At 73.3% G+C, this 20011-nt stretch carries 16 protein-coding genes; 11 read left to right on the top strand and 5 right to left on the bottom strand.

Annotated elements, in window-relative coordinates; genetic code table 11:
* The first annotated feature begins 4 nt into the window (after window positions 1-4).
* Entirely contained in the window at window positions 5-1825 is a 1821-nt protein-coding gene (locus CRP29_RS04345; protein WP_097194104.1) for an ABC-F family ATP-binding cassette domain-containing protein, read from the top strand.
* A 95-nt stretch (window positions 1826-1920) separates the two neighbouring features.
* Here the strand turns inward: CRP29_RS04345 and CRP29_RS04340 are convergent, their stop codons facing one another.
* A complete protein-coding gene (locus tag CRP29_RS04340; RefSeq protein WP_097193764.1) occupies window positions 1921-2631 on the bottom strand; it encodes a hypothetical protein in 711 nt (236 codons plus the stop codon).
* Window positions 2632-2777: 146 nt separating this feature from the next.
* Here CRP29_RS04340 and CRP29_RS04335 point away from each other — a divergent pair, with 146 nt between their 5' ends.
* From CRP29_RS04335 to mnhG, 8 genes are all read left to right on the top strand, one after another.
* Window positions 2778-3965, top strand: coding sequence for a sensor histidine kinase (locus tag CRP29_RS04335; protein ID WP_141437041.1), 1188 nt, complete (start codon window positions 2778-2780; stop codon window positions 3963-3965).
* Window positions 3962-4624, top strand: coding sequence for a response regulator (locus tag CRP29_RS04330; RefSeq protein ID WP_097193762.1), 663 nt, complete (start codon window positions 3962-3964; stop codon window positions 4622-4624). The genes CRP29_RS04335 and CRP29_RS04330 overlap by 4 nt, the downstream gene beginning before the upstream one ends.
* 83 nt (window positions 4625-4707) lie before the next feature.
* Complete coding sequence (locus CRP29_RS04325) at window positions 4708-7584, top strand: Na+/H+ antiporter subunit A (RefSeq protein WP_097193761.1); 2877 nt, start codon at window positions 4708-4710, stop codon at window positions 7582-7584.
* Window positions 7581-8105 (top strand): Na(+)/H(+) antiporter subunit C, encoded by a 525-nt coding sequence (locus tag CRP29_RS04320; protein WP_097193760.1) that lies wholly within the window; start codon window positions 7581-7583, stop codon window positions 8103-8105. The genes CRP29_RS04325 and CRP29_RS04320 overlap by 4 nt, the downstream gene beginning before the upstream one ends.
* Entirely contained in the window at window positions 8102-9889 is a 1788-nt protein-coding gene (locus tag CRP29_RS04315) for a Na+/H+ antiporter subunit D (protein WP_217991440.1), read from the top strand. The genes CRP29_RS04320 and CRP29_RS04315 overlap by 4 nt, the downstream gene beginning before the upstream one ends.
* Window positions 9886-10488, top strand: coding sequence for a Na+/H+ antiporter subunit E (locus CRP29_RS04310; RefSeq protein ID WP_245852420.1), 603 nt, complete (start codon window positions 9886-9888; stop codon window positions 10486-10488). The genes CRP29_RS04315 and CRP29_RS04310 overlap by 4 nt, the downstream gene beginning before the upstream one ends.
* Window positions 10485-10826 carry a monovalent cation/H+ antiporter complex subunit F gene (locus CRP29_RS04305; protein ID WP_097193759.1) on the top strand — a complete coding sequence of 114 codons (342 nt, stop codon included), beginning with the start codon at window positions 10485-10487 and terminating at the stop codon, window positions 10824-10826. The genes CRP29_RS04310 and CRP29_RS04305 overlap by 4 nt, the downstream gene beginning before the upstream one ends.
* Window positions 10823-11272, top strand: coding sequence for a monovalent cation/H(+) antiporter subunit G (gene mnhG / locus CRP29_RS04300; protein ID WP_097193758.1), 450 nt, complete (start codon window positions 10823-10825; stop codon window positions 11270-11272). The genes CRP29_RS04305 and mnhG overlap by 4 nt, the downstream gene beginning before the upstream one ends.
* 22 nt (window positions 11273-11294) lie before the next feature.
* On the opposite strand, the gene leuA is transcribed toward mnhG, so the two are convergent.
* From leuA to CRP29_RS04285, 3 genes are all read right to left on the bottom strand, one after another.
* Complete coding sequence (gene leuA / locus CRP29_RS04295; protein ID WP_217991439.1) at window positions 11295-13028, bottom strand: 2-isopropylmalate synthase; 1734 nt, start codon at window positions 13026-13028, stop codon at window positions 11295-11297.
* Between the two features lie 172 nt (window positions 13029-13200).
* A complete protein-coding gene (locus CRP29_RS04290) occupies window positions 13201-13854 on the bottom strand; it encodes a helix-turn-helix domain-containing protein (protein ID WP_176522814.1) in 654 nt (217 codons plus the stop codon).
* Between the two features lie 273 nt (window positions 13855-14127).
* Entirely contained in the window at window positions 14128-15723 is a 1596-nt protein-coding gene (locus CRP29_RS04285) for a phospholipase D family protein (protein WP_097193756.1), read from the bottom strand.
* A 74-nt stretch (window positions 15724-15797) separates the two neighbouring features.
* Here CRP29_RS04285 and CRP29_RS04280 point away from each other — a divergent pair, with 74 nt between their 5' ends.
* On the top strand, window positions 15798-17063 hold the full coding sequence (locus CRP29_RS04280) for an aspartate kinase (RefSeq protein WP_097193755.1): 1266 nt from the start codon (window positions 15798-15800) through the stop codon (window positions 17061-17063).
* Window positions 17060-18094 carry an aspartate-semialdehyde dehydrogenase gene (locus CRP29_RS04275; protein WP_176522813.1) on the top strand — a complete coding sequence of 345 codons (1035 nt, stop codon included), beginning with the start codon at window positions 17060-17062 and terminating at the stop codon, window positions 18092-18094. Before CRP29_RS04280 ends, CRP29_RS04275 begins: the two co-directional genes overlap by 4 nt.
* Before the next feature lie 61 nt (window positions 18095-18155).
* Here the strand turns inward: CRP29_RS04275 and CRP29_RS04270 are convergent, their stop codons facing one another.
* On the bottom strand, window positions 18156-19964 hold the full coding sequence (locus tag CRP29_RS04270) for a S9 family peptidase (RefSeq protein WP_097193753.1): 1809 nt from the start codon (window positions 19962-19964) through the stop codon (window positions 18156-18158).
* Window positions 19965-20011 lie beyond the last annotated feature (47 nt).

Genomic DNA, 20011 nt, shown 5'->3' with positions numbered 1-20011 from the left:
GGCGATGAGCGCACCCCTGAACCTGGTCAACCTTGAGCGGGTGCACAAGGCGCACGGCACCACCGTGATCCTCGACGACGTCTCCCTGGGCGTCGCCGCGGGCGAGCGGATCGGCGTCGTGGGCCGCAACGGCGGCGGCAAGTCGACGCTGCTGTCGCTGCTGACCGGCACCGACGAGCCGGACTCCGGGCGGGTCACCCGCCGCGGCGATCTCGCCATGGGCGTCCTCGACCAGCTGGGCACCCTCCCGGACGGGACGACGGTCCGCAACGTCGTGCTGCCCACCAGCATGTTCGCCAGCGAGCACGAGTGGGCCGCCGACCCCGCCGTCCGCAGCGTGCTGGCCGGGCTCGAGCTGGACCGGATGGGCCTGGATGCGCCGGTGGCCCCGATGTCCGGCGGCGAGCGGCGCCGGGTCGCGCTGGCCGCCCAGCTGATCCGTCCGCTGGACCTGCTGGTGCTCGACGAGCCGACCAACCACCTCGACGTCGAGGGGGTCGCCTGGCTGGCCGAGTACGTCAACCAGCGCGCCGGCGGGCTGGTGGTCGTCACCCACGACCGGTGGTTCCTCGACGAGGTCTGCACCACGACGTGGGAGGTCGCCGACGGCGCCGTGCACGCCTACGACGGCGGCTACTCGGCGTACACGCTGGCCCGCGCCGAGCGGGCGCGGATCTCCTCGGTCACCGAGGAGCGCCGGCAGAACCTGGTGCGCAAGGAGCTGGCCTGGCTGCGCCGCGGCCCGCCGGCGCGCACCAGCAAGCCGAAGTTCCGCATCGAGGCCGCGCAGGCGCTGATCGCCGACGAGCCGCCGGCGCGCGACACCATGGCGCTCAAGGGCTTCGCCGCCCGACGGCTGGGCAAGACGGTCTACGACCTGGAGCACGTCGACTACGCCGTCCCCACCGACGACGGGCCGCGGACGCTGTTCCGCGACCTGACCTGGAACGTCGGCCCCGGCGACCGGATCGGCATCGTCGGCGTCAACGGCGCCGGCAAGACCTCGCTGCTCAAGCTGCTCGTCGGGGAGAACAAGCCGGACGCCGGCTCGATCGTCGTCGGCCAGACCGTGGCACCGGCGTACCTGTCGCAGCACGTCACCGAGCTGCCCCCGAAGGCCCGGGTGCTGGAGGCCGTCCAGGACGTCGCCCGGATCGCGCGGATCGGCAACCAGGAGATCTCCGCCTCGACGCTGGCCGAGCGGTTCGGTTTCGCGGCCAACCGGCAGTGGACGCCGGTCGGTGACCTCTCCGGTGGTGAGCGCCGCCGGCTGCAGCTGCTGCGGCTGCTGATGGCCGAGCCGAACGTCCTGGTGCTCGACGAGCCGACCAACGACCTCGACATCGACACCCTGACCGCGCTGGAGGACCTGCTCGACAGCTTCCCCGGCACGGTGCTGGTGGTCAGCCACGACCGGTACTTCGTGGACCGGGTCTGCGACAAGGTGGTCGCGCTGCTGGGCGACGGCTCGCTGGCCGAGCTGCCCGGCGGGGTGGACGAGTACCTGCGCCGCCGCGCCGCCGGTGGTGCCCCCCTGACGACCGCGGCCGGGAGCGCGGGCGCCCGTCCGGTCGGGTCGCCGTCCACCGCGGGTCCGGCGGTCTCCGCCGCCGACGCCCGGGCGGCGAAGAAGGAGGTCGGACGGCTGGAGCGGCGGATGCTCAAGCTGGACGCCGACGAGAAGAAGCTGCACGAGCAGCTCGCCGCCGCCGCGACCGACTACGCGAAGGCCGCCGAGCTGAACGCGAAGCTGCAGGAGCTGCAGGCGGAGAAGACCGAGGTCGAGGAGGCCTGGCTGGCCGCCTCCGAGCTCGCCGACGGCTGACCGGACGCGTCCTCCCGCACCGCAGAGCGTCCTCCCTCACCGTGCACCGTGAGGGAGGACGCTCGATGATCAGGGAACCTGATCGTGGCGGAAGGTCAGGCGGTGGTGGCCTCGGCGCGGGAGCGCTGGATCATCCGCAGGCCGATGACCACCGTCGGGACGGCGCCGACGACGGCGAAGGCCGCGAACGGCAGGGGCGAGAAGGCCATCGACATCGAGGCGCCGAGCGCTGCCACGGCGGGGGCGAACAGCCACCAGCTGGTGACGCCGGCCCGCGCCAGACCGGCGTAGACCACCAGGGGCCCGAGCAGGCCGAACAGCGTCAGCGTGCCGGCGACGGCGACCGCCGGGGAGCCGGACACGTCCTCGAACAGGCTCAGGGCGGTGCCCGGGTCGAGCATGCGGCCGATGGCGCCGGTCCAGTAGTCGTACATGACCATGCCGGTCACGCTGACCAGACCGATCGCGGACAGCAGCGCACCGACGATCGTCGTGGTGCCGCCGCGCCGGCCGCGGACCAGCGCCGGCGCCGCCAGCCAGGCCAGGGCCAGCGCCATGTTCCCGTAGTGCAGGAGCATCGCCGAGAGCGCGGTGCGGCTCTCGTCCCGGCCGAGCGCGGCGATGTAGTCCGCGTTGTCCATCGAGTCCTGCGGAGGCGAGGTGGCCATGCCGGTGACGTAGAGCAGCGAGCCCACGATCAGCGCGCCGCCGGCGATCGGCAACAGGCGGGAACCGGCGGAGCGGGCGGGCCGCCCGTCGGCGGCGTCGGCGGTGGTGGTGGTCGGGGTGGTGAGCGAGGTCGTCATGGCCGAGAAAGCTAGGGACGGCGGGGGATGCCGGGCGTCCGCCGCAACGCACCGACCTGGGTCCGCCGCACGGGGGAACGGACCGGCCGCCGGTTCGGCCGCGAGAGGGATGTGCGCGGGTCCGGAAGGCCAATAGCGTGCCGGTCATGCCCCGCTGGTCCGACTCCGCCCGCCGGCTGCGCTGGCCCGCCGTGGGCGCGCTGCTGGGTGTGCTGTCGCTGGCGGAGTGGCTGATCGAGGGCCTGGAGAACAGTCTCGCGCTGGCCGCTCCCGGAGTGCTGGTGGCCGCGCTGCTCGCGGTCTGTCCGCGGTGGCCGGCCGCGACGGCCGTCCTCGGCGCGAGCAGCGTCCTGGTGAACCTGCTCGGGGGTGCGCCCGGCCCGGGTGGCGCCCAGTTCGTCGGCATGGGGCTGCTCGTCGGCCACGCCGTGGCCGTCCTCCCGCGGCGCCGCGCCTCGGGCGCCGCCGGGGCGGCCGTCGTCGTGGCCACCGTGCTCGGCTCGGTCCTCGCGCCGAACCCGTGGGAGTCGATCTTCTACGTGCTGGTGCTCGGTGCCGCGTCCGCGGTCGGCGCGCTCGTGGCGCAGTCCCGGCGCCGGGCCGCCGAGCTGCAGGTGCTCGCGGCCCGGCTGGCGGCCCAGCAGGAGGCGGTCGCCGCGGCCGCCGTCGTCGCGGAGCGCTCCCGGATCGCCCGCGAGGTGCACGACTCGGTCGCCCACTCGGTGAGCGTCATGGTGCTGCAGATGGGTGGCCTGCGGCGACTGCTCCCGGACCAGCCGCAGGCTCAGGAGGTGCTGCTCGGGCTGGAGCGGCTGGGCCGGGAGGCGGTCGACGAGATGCGCCGGGTGGTCGGCATCCTGCGCGACGGGGACGGCCGGGGACACGGCGCCGCCCCGGCGCCGCAGCCCTCGCTGTCCCGGCTCGACGCCGTCCTCGACGAACTCCGCGCCGGCGGGCTGCCGGTCGAGCTGTCCGTCACCGGGACACCACGGGAGCTCCCCCCGCTGGTCGACGTCTCCGCCGTCCGCGTGGTGCAGGAGGCGCTGTCCAACGTCCTGCGGCACGCCGGGGGAGCGGCCACCGCCGTGGAGCTGCGGTACACCCCCGAACGGGTCACCGTCACGGTCACCGACGACGGACGGCGCCGGCTGCCGCCGCCCGAGGACGAGGACCCGGCCGTGGGCGGGCACGGCCAGCTGCACATGCGTGAGCGGGTCGCCGTGGCCGGGGGCGCGCTGGAGGTCGGACCGGTCCGCGGCGGCGGCTACCGGGTGCGGGCGTCGTTCCCGGTGCCCGCGACCGTGCCGCGGACCGCGACGACGGTCAGCGCATGACGATCCGCGTCGTCCTCGTCGACGACCAGGCGATGGTCCGCACCGGCCTGCGCATGGTGCTGGCCGCGGAGGGCGACATCGAGGTCGTGGGAGAGGCCGCCGACGGTGCAGCCGGCGTCCGCGTGGTCACCGAACTGCGGCCCGACGTCGTCCTGCTGGACGTGCGCATGCCCGGCACCGACGGGCTGGAGGCCGCCCGGCAGATCCTCGCGGCCGAGCTGCCGACGCGCGCCATCGTGCTCACCACCTTCGACGAGGACGAGTACGTCGCCGCAGCCCTCCGCGCGGGGGTGAGCGGCTTCCTGCTCAAGGTGGCGCCGCCCGAGGACCTGGTGGGCGCCGTCCGCACGGTCGCCGCGGGCCAGGGGCTGCTGGACCCGGCGGTGACCCTGCGGGTCATCGAGCGCTACGCCGCGGCTCCGGCGGCCGATCCGGCCCGGGCCGCAGCGCTCGCGGGGCTCACCGAGCGGGAGACCGACGTCCTGTCGCTCGTCGCCGCCGGGCACTCCAACGCAGAGATCGCTGCCCGCCTCTACCTGGGCGAGGCGACGGTCAAGACCCATGTGAGCCGGATCCTGCTCAAGCTCGGGCTGCGCGACCGCGTGCAGGCCGTCGCCTTCGCCTATGAGAGCGGACTGGTCACGCCGGGCGGTCGCTGAGCGCGAGCCGGTAACCTGACATCTACCGCCGGTGTCCCCCGACGTCTGTGGTCCCCCGAGCCCCTCGAGACTCCCGGAGACCCGTGCTCGCACTGCTGCTCCTCCACCTGGTCGCCGCGACGGTTGCGCCGTTGCTCGTGCGCTGGTGGGGCCGGCAGGCGTTCCTGGCCCTGGCCCTCGTCCCGGCCGCGGGCTTCGCCTGGACCATGGCGCAGCTCGGCACGGTCACCGACGGCGGCGAGGTCCGGGAGACGACGCCGTGGGTGCCGGCGCTGGACCTCGAGATCGCGCTGCGCCTGGACGCGCTCTCCCTGACGCTGGCCGCGCTCGTCACCGGGGTCGGTGCGCTCGTCCTGCTCTACTGCGCGCGCTACTTCGAGCCCGACGACGAGGGCATGGGCCGCTTCGCCGGCACCCTCACCGCCTTCGCGGGCTCCATGCTCGGGCTGGTCCTCGCCGACGACCTGCTCCTGCTCTACGTGTTCTGGGAGCTCACCACCGTCTTCTCCTACCTGCTGATCGGTGGCTCCGGCGCCCGCCTGGCCGCCCGGCGGGCGGCGAGCCAGGCGCTGGTGCTGACCACGGCCGGCGGCCTGGCGATGCTGGTCGGGCTGATCATGATCGGCGAGACCAGCGGCAGCTACCTGCTGTCGGAGGTGGTCGCGAACCCCGGCGACGGGCCGTTCCTCATCGCCGGCACGGTGCTGGTGCTGGTCGGGGCGATCACCAAGTCCGCGATGATCCCGTTCCACTTCTGGCTGCCCGCGGCCATGGAGGCGCCGACGCCGGTCAGCGCCTACCTGCACGCGGCCGCGATGGTGAAGGCCGGCATCTACCTCGTGGCCCGGCTGGCCCCCGGCTTCGCCGATGTGCCCGGGTGGCGGCCGATCGTGCTCGGGCTGGGCCTGGCGACCATGCTCGTCGGCGGCTACCGGGCGATCCGGCAGAACGACCTCAAGCTGCTGCTGGCCTTCGGCACCGTCAGCCAGCTGGGCTTCCTCATGGTGCTGGTCGGCGCCGGCAGCCGCGAGATGGCCGCCGCCGGGCTGGCGATGGTCGTCGCGCACGCCCTGTTCAAGTCCACCCTGTTCCTCAGCGTCGGCGTGATCGACCACGCGACCGGCACCCGCGACCTGCGCGTCCTCTCCGGGCTCGGCCGCCGGCTGCCGGTGCTCGCCGTGATCGCGGGTCTGGCCGGCGCCTCGATGGCCGGCGTGCCGCCGCTGCTCGGGTTCGTCGGCAAGGAGGCGGCGTTCACCGCACTGCTCGACGGCGGACTGCCCGACCGCACCGCCGCACTCCTCGAGCTGGCCGGGCTGGTGCTGGGTTCGGTGATCACCGCCGCCTACACGTTCCGGTTCCTGTGGGGCGCCTTCGCCCGCAAGCCCGGCTGCGCCGACACCGAGCTGGTGCACCCGCCGACCCCGCTCTTCCTGGCCGCCCCGGCGCTGCTGGCGCTGCTGAGCCTCGTCCTCGGTCCCGCCAGCCCGCTGCTCGAGCCGCTGGCCGCCGGTTACGCCGAGGACCTCCCGCTGATCGCCCCGGAGGCGGAGAAGCTGGCGATCTGGCACGGCCTGCAGCCGGCGCTCGCGCTGTCGGCGGTGACCCTGCTCGGTGGCTGGGCGGTCTTCGCCCTCCGCGCACCGATCAACCGGTTCCAGCGGCGGGTGGCCGTGCACGCCTCCGCGGACGAGGGCTACTGGAACGTCCTGCAGGGCCTCGACCGCGTCGCCGTGCTGGTCACCGGCACGACGCAGCGCGGCTCGCTGCCAGCCTACCTCGGCACCATCCTCGTGGTCGTCCTCGCGCTGCCCGGCTCGATCCTGATCTTCCGCGCCCCGTGGCCGGACGAATGGCGGGCCTGGGACAGCCCGATCCAGGCGCTCGTCGGGGCCGTGGTCCTGGTGGCCGCGGTGCTCGCGCTCCGGATCCGGCAGCGGCTGTCCGCCGTCCTGGTGGTCGGCGTGACCGGCTACGGGCTCGCCGTGCTGTTCGCGCTGCAGGGCGCCCCCGACCTCGCGCTCACCCAGTTCCTCGTCGAGACGCTCACCCTGGTCGTCTTCGTGCTGGTCCTGCGCAAGCTGCCCAAGGACATCACCGACCGGCACCGGCCCCGGGAGCGGGCGGGCCGCGGGCTGATCGCGGTCGCGGTCGGTGCGCTGATGGCGGCGGCGGGCGCGGTGGCGATGAGCGTGCGGACCGCGACACCGGTGTCGGTGGCCTACCCGGACGAGGCGTACCGCTTCGGTGGCGGCCAGAACATCGTGAACGTGACGCTGGTCGACATCCGTGCGTGGGACACCCTCGGGGAGATCTCGCTGGTCGTCGTCGCCGCCACCGGGGTGGCGAGCCTGGTCTTCCTGCGCAAGCGGACCGGAGCGGTCGACCGCCTGGACCCGGTGCAGCTGGCCCGCCAGGGCCGCTCCGGCCGCCGGGCACCGCGCGGGCAGTGGCTCGCCGCCACGGCCGCCCTGGCCCCCGAGCGCCGGTCGGTGATCCTCGAGGTGATCACCCGGGTCCTCTTCCACACGATCCTGGTGTTCTCGCTCTTCCTGCTGTTCAGCGGGCACAACGAGCCGGGCGGTGGCTTCGCCGGCGGCCTGGTCGCCGGGTTGGCGCTGGTGCTGCGCTACCTGGCGGGCGGCCGCTACGAGCTGGGGGAGGCAGCCCCCGTCGACCCCGGGCTGCTGCTGGGCGTCGGCCTGCTGTTCGCGGGCGGCACCGGTGCCGTCGGGCTGGCGGTGGGTGCGGAGGTGCTGCAGACGGCGATCCTGGAGGGCACGTTCCCGGTCCTCGGCGACGTGAAGCTGGTGACCTCGCTGTTCTTCGACATGGGCGTCTACCTGATCGTCGTGGGCCTGGTGCTCGACATCCTCCGCAGCCTCGGCGCCGAGCTCGACCGCCAGGCCGACGAGGACGACCCCATCGACGTCAGCCCGGGAGAGGTGATCGTCCGATGACCCCCACCGTGGTCCTGCCCGTGATCATCGGCGGCCTGTACGCGGCCGGGGTCTACCTGCTGCTCGACCGCAGCCTCACCCGCGTGCTCCTCGGCTTCCTGCTGCTGGGCAACGCGACCAACCTGCTCCTGCTGTCCTCGGGCGGACCGGCGGGGCTCGCCCCGATCCTGGGATACGCCGAGCCGGAGGAGATGAGCGACCCCCTGCCGCAGGCGCTGATCCTCACGGCCATCGTGATCACGTTCGGGATCGCCGCCTTCCTGCTGGCGCTCATCTACCGGTCCTGGCGGCTGGTGCGGCAGGAGGTCGTCGGCGTGGACGAGGAGGACCGCCGCATCGCGCGCCGGTCCGCCACCGACGCCGACGAGATCGACCCGGACGACCTGGCGCCGGAGGACCGGCCCGCCATGCACGCCGACACCCTGTCGGACGAGGAAGTGGAGCGTGCTCTGGCGCGGGACTACGCGGACATCCCCTCCGACGACGTCGACCTCCCCCCGACGCGGCGGAGCGACCGGTGATCAGCGTCCTCACCCCGCTGCCGGTGCTGCTGCCGCTGCTCGGCGCCGCTGCGGCACTGCTGATCGGCGGCCGTCATCCCGGGACGCAGCGCACGCTCAGCATCCTGGTGCTGGCCGCGGTGCTCGCGGTGTCGGTCGCGCTGCTCGTGCTCGCCGACAGCGACGGGGCCGCGTCGGTCTCGGTGGGCGGGTGGCCGGTCCCGCTGGGCATCGTGCTCGTCGTCGACCGGTTGTCGGCGCTCATGCTCGTCGTCGCCGCGACGGTGGCGCTGGGCGTGCTCGTCTTCGCGGTCGGCCAGGGTGCCGCCGACGGGGACGAGGAGACACCGCTGTCGATCTTCCACCCGACGTTTCTCGTGCTCATCGCCGGCGTGGCCAACGCGTTCCTGGCCGGGGACCTGTTCAACCTCTACGTCGGCTTCGAGATCCTGCTGACCGCGAGCTACGTGCTGCTGACCCTGGGCGGATCCGCACCCCGGATCCGCGCGGGCATCACCTACATCATCGTGAGCCTGCTCAGCTCGCTGCTCTTCCTGGCCGCGATCGCGCTGGTGTACGGGGCGACCGGCACGGTGAACCTGGCCCAGCTGGCGGTCCGGCTCCAGGACCTGCCGGACGGCACCCAGCTGCTGCTGCAGTCGATGCTGCTCATCGCGTTCTGCATCAAGGCGGCGGTGTTCCCGCTGTCGGCCTGGCTGCCCGACAGCTACCCGACCGCGCCGGCCCCGGTCACCGCGGTGTTCGCCGGGCTGCTCACCAAGGTCGGCGTCTACGCGGTCATCCGCACCCAGACCCTGCTGTTCCCCGGGGGCGCGCTGGACCACGTGCTCATGTGGGCGGCGCTGGCGACGATGGTCGTCGGCATCCTCGGCGCGGTCGCGCAGACCGACATCCGGCGGATCCTCTCGTTCACCCTGGTCAGCCACATCGGCTACATGATCTTCGGGATCTCACTCGCCTCGCAGGCGGGCCTGGCCGGGGCGATCTTCTACGTCGTCCACCACATCGCCATCCAGACGACGCTCTTCCTCGTCGCCGGCCTGGTGGAACGCCAGGGGGGCTCGACGTCGGTCGACCGGCTCGGTGGGCTGGCCATGGCCTCACCGGTGCTGGCGATCCTCTACTTCGTCCCGGCCATGAACCTCGCGGGCATCCCGCCGTTCTCCGGGTTCATCGGCAAGCTCGGGCTGATGCAGGCCGGGGTGGCCGACGGCGGATGGCTGCCGGTCGTGCTGGTGGCGGGCGGGGCCGTGACGAGCCTGCTCACCCTGCTGGCCATCTCCCGGGTGTGGAACCGCGCGTTCTGGCGGCCGCCGGCGCAGGCCCCCGAGGGCGACACCTCGGACGCCGCCGCGGAGGACGCCGGTCCCGAGATCACGCCGGCGGAGGTGGCCGCCGACGCGCCGGGTGCGGCGGACACCGACGACGTCGCCGAGCCCGGTGCCGACGAGGACGCCGACGACCTGGTCGGGGCCTCGTCGACGCCGACCTCCGGTGGGCGGCAGGCCGCCCGGCGGGCCGCCTGGAAGCGGCACACCGCCGTGGCCACCGCGTCCACCCCCGCCACGGACGGTCTCGGCGACGAGCAGGACCAGGGTCGCGATCGGCCGCTGGAACCGCTGCCCCGGGTGATGGTCGGGGCGACGGCGGCGATGGTCGTCGTGACCGTGGGGCTCACCGTCGTGGCCGGTCCGCTCTACGCCGTGGCGGACCGTGCGGCCGGGGACCTGCTCGACCGCGCGCCCTACATCTCCGCGGTCTTCGGCACGGAGGACCCGCAGTGAGCGCCGGGGTCATCGCCGAGGTGGGTCCGAGCACCGCCCACCGGTTGCGGCACCAGATGCCGTTGCTGCTGTGGCTCGTGCTGGTCTGGAACCTGCTCTGGGGCACGTGGTCGTGGGCCAACCTGCTCAGTGGTGTCGCCGTCGCCCTCGGCGTCACGCTGCTGCTGCCCCTGCCGCCCGTCGTCGGCGGTGCCCGCCTGCGGCCGGTGGCCCTGCTGCGCTTCCTGGGGCACTTCGTGGTCGACCTGATCAGCTCCGGCGCCCTGGTGGCCTGGCAGACCGTGCGCCCGGCCGGCATCGACCGCAGCGCGATCATCACCGTGCAGCTGCGCACCGACTCGGACCTGCTGCTGACGATCCTGTCCGAGTCGCTGACGCTCGTGCCCGGGTCGATGGTCATCGACCTGGATCGCGAGCGCCGCACGATCGCGCTGCACATCCTGCACGTGCGGGACCAGGCCGACGTGGAGCAGCAGCGCGACGCGGTGCTGGCCGAGGAGGAGCGCGTGGTGCGTGCCTTCGGTTCGCCGGACGAGATCGCCGCGCTCGGGACCCCGCCCGGGACCGAGATCGCAGGCGAGGGGAGGAGGACGCCATGACGGTCGTCTCCTGGCTGGCCTACGGCCTGCTCGGCACCGGTGCGCTCCTCGCGCTGGTCCGCCTCGGGCTGGGGCCGTCCCTGCTCGACCGGGTGGTGGCCACGGACACGCTGCTGGTGATCATCGCGGCCGGGCTCGCGGTCCACGCCGGGCTGCAGCGGGACCCGACGGTGGTCCCCGTGCTCGTGGTGGTCTCGTTGCTCGCGTTCGTCGGCTCGGTGTCGGTGGCCCGGTACATCGGCGGCATGCTGATCGCGTCGACGGGTGACGGCCAGGACGTCGGCCTGCCCGAAGCGGCCGAGGAGCGCACCGCCCGGAGCCTGGAGGTGGACCGGTGAGCGACGTGCAGTCCGTGACCGACGTCGTCGCCGTCGTGCTGCTGCTCCTGGGGGCGTTCCTGTGCCTCACCGCGGGGCTGGGGCTGGTGCGCTTCCCCGACGTCCTGACCCGGATGCACGCCGGCACCAAGCCGCAGGTGCTCGGTGTCCTGCTGATCATGATCGGGGCGGCGTTCCGGCTGCAGGGCTGGTCGGCGACCTGGATGCTGCTGCTGGTCGCGGTCTTCCAGATGCTGACCGCGCCGGTGAGCGCGCACATGATCAGCCGCGTCGCCTACCGCCGCCGGCACGTGCGCCGCGACCGCCTGCTGGTCGACGAGCTGCGCACCGGGGAGGCGGCCGACCGGCTCTACCGCGGGGACGAGCCGGCCGACGCGCCTCCGGAGGAGCCGGCGACGGCGCTGCTGGAGAACCGTCGCGACGAGGGGACGCTCCCGTCGTCGTGAGCGGGAGCGCCCCTCGGCGTTCCTAGCGCTGGGCCCGGTTGACCGCCGAGACGACCGCACGCAGCGACGCCGTGACGATGTTGGCGTCGATGCCGACGCCCCACAGGATCCGGTCGCCGACGCCGCACTCGACGTAGGCGGCGGCGCGGGCGTCACCGCCGGCGGACAGGGCGTGCTCGGCGTAGTCGAGCACCCGGAGGTCGACGCCGATCGTGGACAGGGCGTCGACGAAGGCGGCGATGGGACCGTTCCCGTGGCCCCGCAGAGTCACGGGTACACCGCCGTCGACCAGGTCCACGACGATCTCGTCGTGCTGCTCGCCGTTGGCGGTGTGCCGGTGACCGGCCAGGCCGAAGCGGCCCCACGGCGCGTCCGGGTCGGGCAGGTACTCGCTGGAGAACGCCGACCACATCTGGGCCGCGGTGACCTCGCCGCCCTCGTCGTCGGTGTGCCGCTGGATGACGGCGCTGAACTCGATCTGCAGCCGGCGGGGCAGGTCCAGGTGGTTCTCGGTCTTCATGATGTAGGCGACGCCGCCCTTGCCGGACTGGCTGTTCACCCGGATGACGGCCTCGTAGTTGCGGCCGACGTCCTTGGGGTCGATGGGCAGGTACGGCACGGCCCACGGCATCCGGTCCACGGTCGTCCCGGCGGCAGCGGCGTCGGCCTCGAGCGCCTTGAAGCCCTTGTTGATCGCGTCCTGGTGGGAGCCGGAGAAGGCGGTGTAGACCAGGTCGCCGCCGTAGGGGTGGCGCTCGTGGACGCCCAGCTGGTTGCAGTACTCGACGGTGCGGCGGATCTCGTCGATGTCGGAGAAGTCGATCTGCGGGTCGATGCCCTGGCTGAACAGGTTCAGGCCCAGGGTGACCAGGTCGACGTTGCCCGTGCGCTCACCGTTGCCGAACAGGCAGCCCTCGATGCGGTCGGCGCCGGCGCGGTAGCCCAGCTCGGCGGCGGCGACCGCCGTGCCACGGTCGTTGTGCGGGTGCAGGGACAGGATCACCGAGTCGCGCCGGCCCAGGTTGCGGTGCATCCACTCGATCTGGTCGGCGTAGACGGTCGGCTCGGCCATCTCGACCGTGGCCGGCAGGTTCAGGATCGTGGGCCGGTCGGGGGTGGGCTCCCAGACGTCGGTGACCGCGTCGCAGATCTCGACGGCGAAGTCGAGCTCGGTGCCGGTGAACGACTCGGGGGAGTACTCGAAGCGGATGTCGGTGTCGCCCATCTGCTCGGCGAACTTCCGCACCACCCGGGCGCCGTGGACGGCGATGTCGACGATGCCGGCGCGGTCGGAGTCGAAGACGACCCGGCGCTGCAGGGTGCTGGTGGAGTTGTACAGGTGGACGATCGCCTGCTTGGCGCCCTGCAGGGACTCGAAGGTGCGCTCGATCAGCTCGTCACGGGCCTGGGTGAGCACCTGGATGGTGACGTCGTCGGGGATCAGGTCGTCCTCGATGAGCTGCCGGACGAAGTCGAAGTCGGTCTGGCTGGCCGCCGGGAAGCCGACCTCGATCTCCTTGTAGCCCATGCCGACCAGCAGCGCGAACATCCGCCGCTTGCGGTCGGGGGTCATCGGGTCGATCAGGGCCTGGTTGCCGTCGCGCAGGTCGACCGCGCACCAGCGCGGTGCCTGGGTGGTGACCGTGTCCGGCCACGTGCGGTCGGCCAGGACGACCGGGGTGAAGGGGGCGTACCGGTGGATCGGCATCCGCGAGGCCTGCTGCGGATGGCGTGCGTGGGGGTGCTGCTCGTTCACGTGGGGGCTCCTCTGGCGCGGGCTGGACTCAGCTCCGGTGGGGCGGTCAGCAGGCGCCGGGAACGCGCTCGGTCACGGCTGGACACCGCGGCGAGGGGGCCGACCTAGGAGAGGGCCTCGCCGCGGCGGGTAAGCAGGAGGCTGCCGCGCACGGGTCCACGGTAGCAGCGCCTCAGCCCAGGTCGCAGGAACACGGGCAGTCCTCCACGTGGACGGGCCGGCCGGACCAGTCGTCGAGCTCGTCGCAGGCCGGCGGGCAGGCGCAGCTGAAGGTGTTCTCAGGTGCCGGTAGATCGCCGGCCGCGCGCCGCCGCTCCCACTCCTCCAGCCGACGCTGCCGTGCCTCGGCCCGGCGGGCCGCCCGCCGCTCCTCCGGGGCGTCGCCCGGCTGCGGGAGCAGGTGGTCGTCGGGCCGGTCCGCGGCCCGCCCGTCGGCGTCGTCCCATGGCGAGCGCCGGTCGAACGTGTAGCTGGGCTGGCGGAGGCGCGGACGGTGCTCCCAGCGGGACGAGCGCTCCTCGCTCAGCACGGTGTCCAGGTGCGCCGGGAACCGCCGCCCACCGCGGTCGCGCACGGCGCCGGGGTGCATGCCCTGCACCTCGACGCCGTGCGCGTCGAGCAGAGCCAGGCGGAGCCCGGCCAGGGCGGCGGCCTCGGCGAGCAGGCGTACGTCGACGCTGCGCGTGCCCGCCTCGATCGCCGCGACGGTCGACTTCGACAGCTGCAGCCGGGCAGCCAGCTCACGCTGCGAGAGGTCGGCGATCCGTCGGATCCGGCGCACGAGACCCGTCACGTCGACACTGACGTTGCGCTGGTCCCCGGGCACGCTCCGAGCCTGCCGCTGGAACCGGGTCGGGAGTGGTCGCAGAACAGTTCTGTGGACAGTCGGCCTCTGCCCACAGGCGCGGGGCAGAGGCCGACTATTCGCGAAAGGTCGCTTGCCCGGCGCTAGGGCTCTGCCCACCACGGCGGGGCAGAGGCCGACTGTTCGCGAAAGGTCGCTTGCCCGGCGCTAGGGCTCTGCCCACCACGGCGGGGCAGAGCCCGACTGTGCTGGGGACAAGTCCTGGAGGACTCGGGGCAGGTGCGGGGAGCAGTCTCAGAACTGCTTCTTGAGGCGCAGGCGCAGCGGGCGGCCGTCCGGGTCGACCAGCAGCCGGTAGACCGGGGTGGCCCACAGCCGGGTCAGCCGGGACAGCTTCTCGGGCCGGTGCGGTCGCAGCCGGCCCGGCGGGCGGGGGCCGCGCCGGCCGCCGTCGTGCCATGCCGCCAGGGCCGCCGCGCGCGACTCGAGCGTCGCCACGAAGCGCTCCGGGTCGATCGCCAGGTGGTCCTCGCTGCCGTCGGGGGCGAGGTCCAGGTGCTCGCGGGCCAGTTCCAGACGCAGGTCCCGCGCGAAGGTGCGCGCGCCGTCCCCGGCGCCTCCGGGATCGGTGGGCTCGCGCGGGTCCCGCGTGGTGTCCAGCACGGCGGTGGAGAGCTCGCTGTCGTGCGTCCAGGAGCGGCGGTTGAAGTTGTCGCTGCCGATGCTCGCCCACACGTCGTCCACCGCGCACACCTTGGCGTGCACGTAGACGGGCGTGCCCTCGTGGTTCTCCACGTCGAACACGTGCACGCGGTCCTCCCCGCCGGCGCGGATGCACAGGTCGATCGCCTGCCGGCGGCCGACGTACTGCGGCGTCGCGTTGAACGACCCGCTCTGGTCGGGCAGCCGGGGCACCACGACGACCAGGTGCAGCTCGGGGCTGGCTTCGAGGGCGTCCGCGAAGAGTTGCGCCACCTCGGCCGACCACAGGTACTGGTCCTCCAGGTAGATCAGCCTGCGGGCCCGCTCGACCGCCTTCGAATAGCCCCGGGCGATCGAGCGCTCGCCGTCAGGGGCGAAGTCGTACGGCGGCCGGATCTTGGGATAGCTGCGCAGCGTCTGCACCAGGTGCGGGCCGCAGGGAGGCGGCGGCGGCAGCTCCGGCGGCAGCGGATCGGCGTCGAGCCGCGCGTGCCGCAAGCGGTCGAGCACGTAGGAGATGGGATTCCCGCTGTCCGGGTTCGTGGGGTCGGCCCACCGCTGGCGGAACACGGTCTCCAGGACGGCGACGGCCGGCCCGCGGATCTCCGCCTGGACGTCGTGCCAGGGCGGGGTGGGGCCATAGGCGTCCGACATGGCGATCGCCTGCGGGTCGCCGCCGTGCTCGGCGTCGTCCCGGCGGCTGTGGCACAGATCGATCCCGCCGGCGAAGGCGACGTCACGGGACGGGTCCGCCGGGCAGCGGATGACCACGATCTTCTGGTGGTGGCTGCCCACCCGGCGCACCCGCTGGTCGAGGATGACCTTGCCGCCGTCCTCCTCGATCTCCACGTCCAGGGATCGGTTCTCCTCGGCGCTGAAGGACATGGCGTCGGTGTGCGAGCGCCAGACGAGGCCGCGCACGTCCACCCCGCGGTGCGAGGCGGCGCTGAAGAGGGCGTTCACCGTGGGGCCGTCGGGGCGCAGCCGCTCGTCGGGATCGCCCCGCCAATCGGTGAACCACACGCGGTCGCCCTGGCCCAGCTTCTCGACCTCCTCGACCAGCCGGTCGAAATAGGTGACTCCGTGCACCAGTGGGCGGACCAGGTTCCCCTCCGTCCACGCCGGGAGCCCACCTGCGGGGTTGTCGCGCTCTTCCGAGGTCAGCAGCCACTCGCCGGGGTCGTCCACCGGTTGATCCCATACCGCGGGAAAGCCGGACGCAACCGCCGGGAGCGCGGCCCGCGCCGGTAACCTGCTATCCCGTGGCCCTCGTCGTCCAGAAGTACGGCGGTTCCTCCGTCGCCTCCGCAGCACACATGAAGCGTGTCGCCGAGCGGATCGTCGCCGCCAAGAAGAACGGCGACGACGTCGTCGTCGTGGTCTCCGCCATGGGGGACAGCACCGACGAACTGCTCGACCTCGCCGGCCAGATCACCGACGACCCGCCCGGTCGCGAGCTCGACATGCTGCTCACCGCGGGCGAGCGCATCTCCATGGCGCTGCTGGCCATCGCCATCTCCACGCACGGCTACGAGGCCCGCTCGTTCACCGGTTCGCAGGCCGGCGTCATCACCACCGGAAGCCACGGCAAGGCCCGGATCATCGACGTCACGCCCGGCCGGCTGCGCTCGGCGCTCGACGAGGGCTCCATCGTCATCGTCGCGGGCTTCCAGGGCGTCAGCCAGGACACCAAGGACATCACCACCCTCGGCCGCGGCGGCTCCGACACCACCGCCGTCGCCGTCGCCGCGGCGCTGAACGCCGATGTCTGCGAGATCTACACCGACGTCGACGGCGTCTTCACCGCCGACCCGCGCATCGTCCCCAACGCCCAGCGGCTCGACACCATCACCTACGAGGAGATGCTCGAGCTGGCCGCGTCCGGGGCGAAGGTGCTCATGCTCCGCTGCGTCGAGTACGCCCGCCGCTACGGCATCCCCGTGCACGTCCGCAGCTCCTACTCACACCTTCCCGGCACGATCGTGTCCGGCTCGATGGAGGACCTCCCGGTGGAACAGGCGATCATCACGGGCGTCGCGCACGACCGCTCCGAGGGCAAGATCACCGTCTACGGGGTGCCGGACCGGCCGGGCGAGGCCGCCCAGCTCTTCCGCGTCCTCGCCGACGCCGAGGTCAACATCGACATGATCGTGCAGAACGTGTCGACCGCGGCGGACAAGCTCGCCGACATCTCGTTCACGCTGCCGAAGGGGGACGGCCCGATCGCCCTGGCCGCCCTGGAACGGGTGAAGCACACCGTCGGTTACACGGACGTGAGCTTCGACCAGCACATCGGCAAGGTGTCGCTGGTCGGCGCCGGCATGCGCTCGCACCCGGGCGTCTCGGCCAAGTTCTTCGGCGCCCTGGCCGACGCCGGCGTGAACCTCGAGCTCATCAGCACCTCGGAGATCCGCATCTCCGTGGTCTGCCGCGACACCGACGTCGACATCGCCGTCCGCGCGGTGCACGACGCCTTCGACCTCGGCTCCGACGTCGAGGCCGTCGTCTACGGAGGGACCGGACGATGAGCGCAGCCATGCGTCCCCTGCACATCGGCATCGTGGGCGCGACCGGCCAGGTCGGCGCTGCCATGCGCTCGATCCTGGCCGAGCGCGACCTGCCCATCGCCTCGATCCGCTTCTTCGCCTCCGCCCGCTCGGCCGGCACCACGCTGCCCTGGGGCGACGGCGAGATCACCGTGGAGGACGCCGCCACCGCCGACCCCACGGGGCTGGACGTGGCGCTCTTCTCCGCCGGCGCCACCACCTCGCGCGCGCAGGCGCCCCGGTACGCCGCGGCCGGCGTCACCGTGATCGACAACAGCTCGGCGTTCCGCCGCGACCCGGAGATCCCGCTGGTCTGCAGCGAGGTCAACCCCGGTGACATCGCGAAGGCGCACGGCCGGATCATCGCCAACCCGAACTGCACCACCATGGCCGCGATGCCGGTGCTCAAGCCGCTGCACGACGAGGCCGGCCTGGTCCGCATCGTCGCCAGCACCTACCAGGCCGTGTCCGGCTCGGGCATCGCCGGCGTGCAGGAGCTGCACTCGCAGGCGAAGGCCGTCGTCGACAAGGCCGACGAGCTCGCCTACGACGGCTCCGCGGTCGAGTTCCCCGCGCCGGTGACGTACGTCGCGCCGATCGCGTTCAACGTGCTGCCCATGGCCGGCTCGGTCGTCGACGACGGCTCGTTCGAGACCGACGAGGAGCAGAAGCTCCGCAACGAGAGCCGCAAGATCCTCGGCATCCCGGACCTCCGCGTCTCGGGCACCTGCGTGCGGGTGCCGGTCTTCACCGGGCACTCGCTGTCGCTGAACGTCGAGTTCGAGCGGCCGATCAGCGTCGAGCGGGCCACCGAGCTGCTCGCCGCCGCACCCGGCGTCGAGCTCTCCGACGTCCCCACCCCGCTGCACGCCGCCGGCCGCGACCCCAGCTACGTGGGCCGCATCCGGCAGGACGGCGAGCGCGGCCTCGCGCTGTTCGTCAGCAACGACAACCTGCGCAAGGGCGCCGCCCTCAACACCATCCAGATCGCCGAGCTCATCGCGCAGAGCTGACGGACTTTCTGCACCGAAAGTCCGCCCCGGCGACGGACTTTCGGTGCAGAAAGTCCGCTCGTCACGGCTTGACGTGCGCCAGGGCGAAGGCCAAGGCGACCTCGACCTGGCGGATGGTCTCCTCGATGACCAGCGAGCCATGGCCGGCGTCGAACCGGTAGACCTCGTGGTCCTTGCCGAGCCGCTCCAGCTCACCCAGGTAGTTGTCGATCTGCCGGATCGGGCAGCGCGGGTCGTTGGCGCCCGCGACCACCAGCACCGGCGCGGTCACCGCGTCGACGTAGGTGATCGGCGAGGAGCGCACGTAGACGTCGCGCACCTCGTCGGGTGACCCGCCGAACAGCGCGCGGTCGTAGGCCCGCAGGCCCTCCATCTCGTCCTCGTAGGCGGCCAGGTAGTCGGCCACCGGTACCTCGGCGATGCCGGCCGCCCAGCGCTCGGGCTGGGTGCCGAGGCCGAGCAGGGTGAGGAAGCCGCCCCACGAGCCGCCGGTGATCAGCGCCCGGGCCGGGTCGACGATCCCCTCGGTGACCAGCGCGTCGTAGACCGCGCCGATGTCCTCCAGCTCGGTGAGGCCCGGCCGGCCGGTGAGGGCGTCGCGCCAGGTGGAGCCGTAGCCGGTGGAGCCCCGGTAGTTCACGTGGACGACGGCGTACCCGGCGTCCACGTAGGCCGCCCGGCGCGCGCGGTAGGAGTCGTCGTCGGCCGCCTCCGGCCCGCCGTGCACCAGGAACGCGGTCGCGTACGGGCCCTCACCGGCCGGGCGCACCAGCAGCGCGTGCACGTCGCCTCCGGGGCCGGCCACCCAGCGGTCCTCGACCGGATAGGCCGCCGGCGGCTCCTCGTCGCTCACCGACAGGACGACGGGGCCGTCCGCGCGGCGGATCACCGGCGGCAGCTCGGCGTTGGACCAGGCCAGCTCCACGGTGCCGTCCGGGCGCGCGGTGGCCCCGCGGACGACGCCGGTCGGAGTGTCCAGCTTCTCCAGCGCGCCGCTGGCGAGGTCGTAGCGGTAGAGCTCGGTGCGGGCCGCGTGGTCGTGCCCGACCAGCAGCGCGGTGCCGTCGGGGTACCAGCCGGCCGAGACGTCGCCGGGCAGGTCGAGCACGATCTCGGTCTCGGTGTCGGCGGCGACGTCCCAGATCAGCAGCTCCTCGCGGCCGCGCCGCTCGTGGCCGACCAGCAGCCGGGTGTCACCGCTCAGCGGGGCGAACTCCGAGGCGTGCAGCCCGCGGCCCTCGCCGTCCCACTTCTCCGCGACGACGGCCGGCGCGTCCTCGGTGGTGTCGGCCGTGCGCAGCACGCGCAGCGCCGGGTAGCGCGGGTCGCCGTGCTCGGAGTGCGAGACGACCAGCAGGTCGCCGTCGTGGGTCAGGGCGTCGACCGAGGCCGGGTCGGCGTGCCGGTAGACCACGCGGGGCGCCGCGCCGCGCGGGCACAGCCACAGCTCGCTGCCGTCGTCGGTGGACCGCCCGATGGCGACGACGTCGTCGCCGATCTCCAGGCCCGCCGGGTAGGCCGCCTCGACCTCGGGGACGGCGACGGTGTCCTCGCCGCCGGCGAAAGGCTGGGTCATCCAGACGCCGAACTCGTCGCCGTCGGTGTCGGCGAACCACCAGATGGTCTCGCCGTCAGGGCTGAGCGTGCCGATGAGCGTCCCGTTGGGCCGGTCGGTGACCTGCCGGTGGGTGCCGGTCGAGCGGTCCCACGCGTACTGCTCGATGACGCCGCTGAGGTCGGAGGCGTACAGGTTGCGGTGCGGGGCGTCGAACGCCCAGTCGGGCAGCGAGACCCGCGGCGCGCGGAACCGCGCCTGCCAGCGGGCGGTGACCTCGGGGGAGAGGGCGGGGGCGGTGGGCTCGGCAGTCACCGACCCATCCTCCCAGCCCCCGGGAACGACTCAGGGGCCGCCATCGG

Origin of the sequence: Blastococcus aggregatus (assembly GCF_900221005.1) — a bacterium.
Lineage (GTDB): Bacteria > Actinomycetota > Actinomycetes > Mycobacteriales > Geodermatophilaceae > Blastococcus > Blastococcus aggregatus.
This window is presented reverse-complemented; position numbering and strand designations above follow the sequence as displayed.

Excerpts from the sequence above, each read along its gene's own strand:
- CRP29_RS04335 (WP_141437041.1), top strand. The coding sequence starts at position 2,778 with ATGCCCCGCTGGTCCGACTCCGCCCGCCGGCTGCGCTGGCCCGCCGTG.
- CRP29_RS04275 (WP_176522813.1), top strand. The coding sequence starts at position 17,060 with ATGAGCGCAGCCATGCGTCCCCTGCACATCGGCATCGTGGGCGCGACC.
- CRP29_RS04320 (WP_097193760.1), top strand. The coding sequence starts at position 7,581 with ATGACCCCCACCGTGGTCCTGCCCGTGATCATCGGCGGCCTGTACGCG.
- CRP29_RS04330 (WP_097193762.1), top strand. The coding sequence starts at position 3,962 with ATGACGATCCGCGTCGTCCTCGTCGACGACCAGGCGATGGTCCGCACC.
- CRP29_RS04345 (WP_097194104.1), top strand. The coding sequence starts at position 5 with ATGAGCGCACCCCTGAACCTGGTCAACCTTGAGCGGGTGCACAAGGCG.
- CRP29_RS04305 (WP_097193759.1), top strand. The coding sequence starts at position 10,485 with ATGACGGTCGTCTCCTGGCTGGCCTACGGCCTGCTCGGCACCGGTGCG.
- CRP29_RS04340 (WP_097193764.1), bottom strand. The coding sequence starts at position 2,631 with ATGACGACCTCGCTCACCACCCCGACCACCACCACCGCCGACGCCGCC.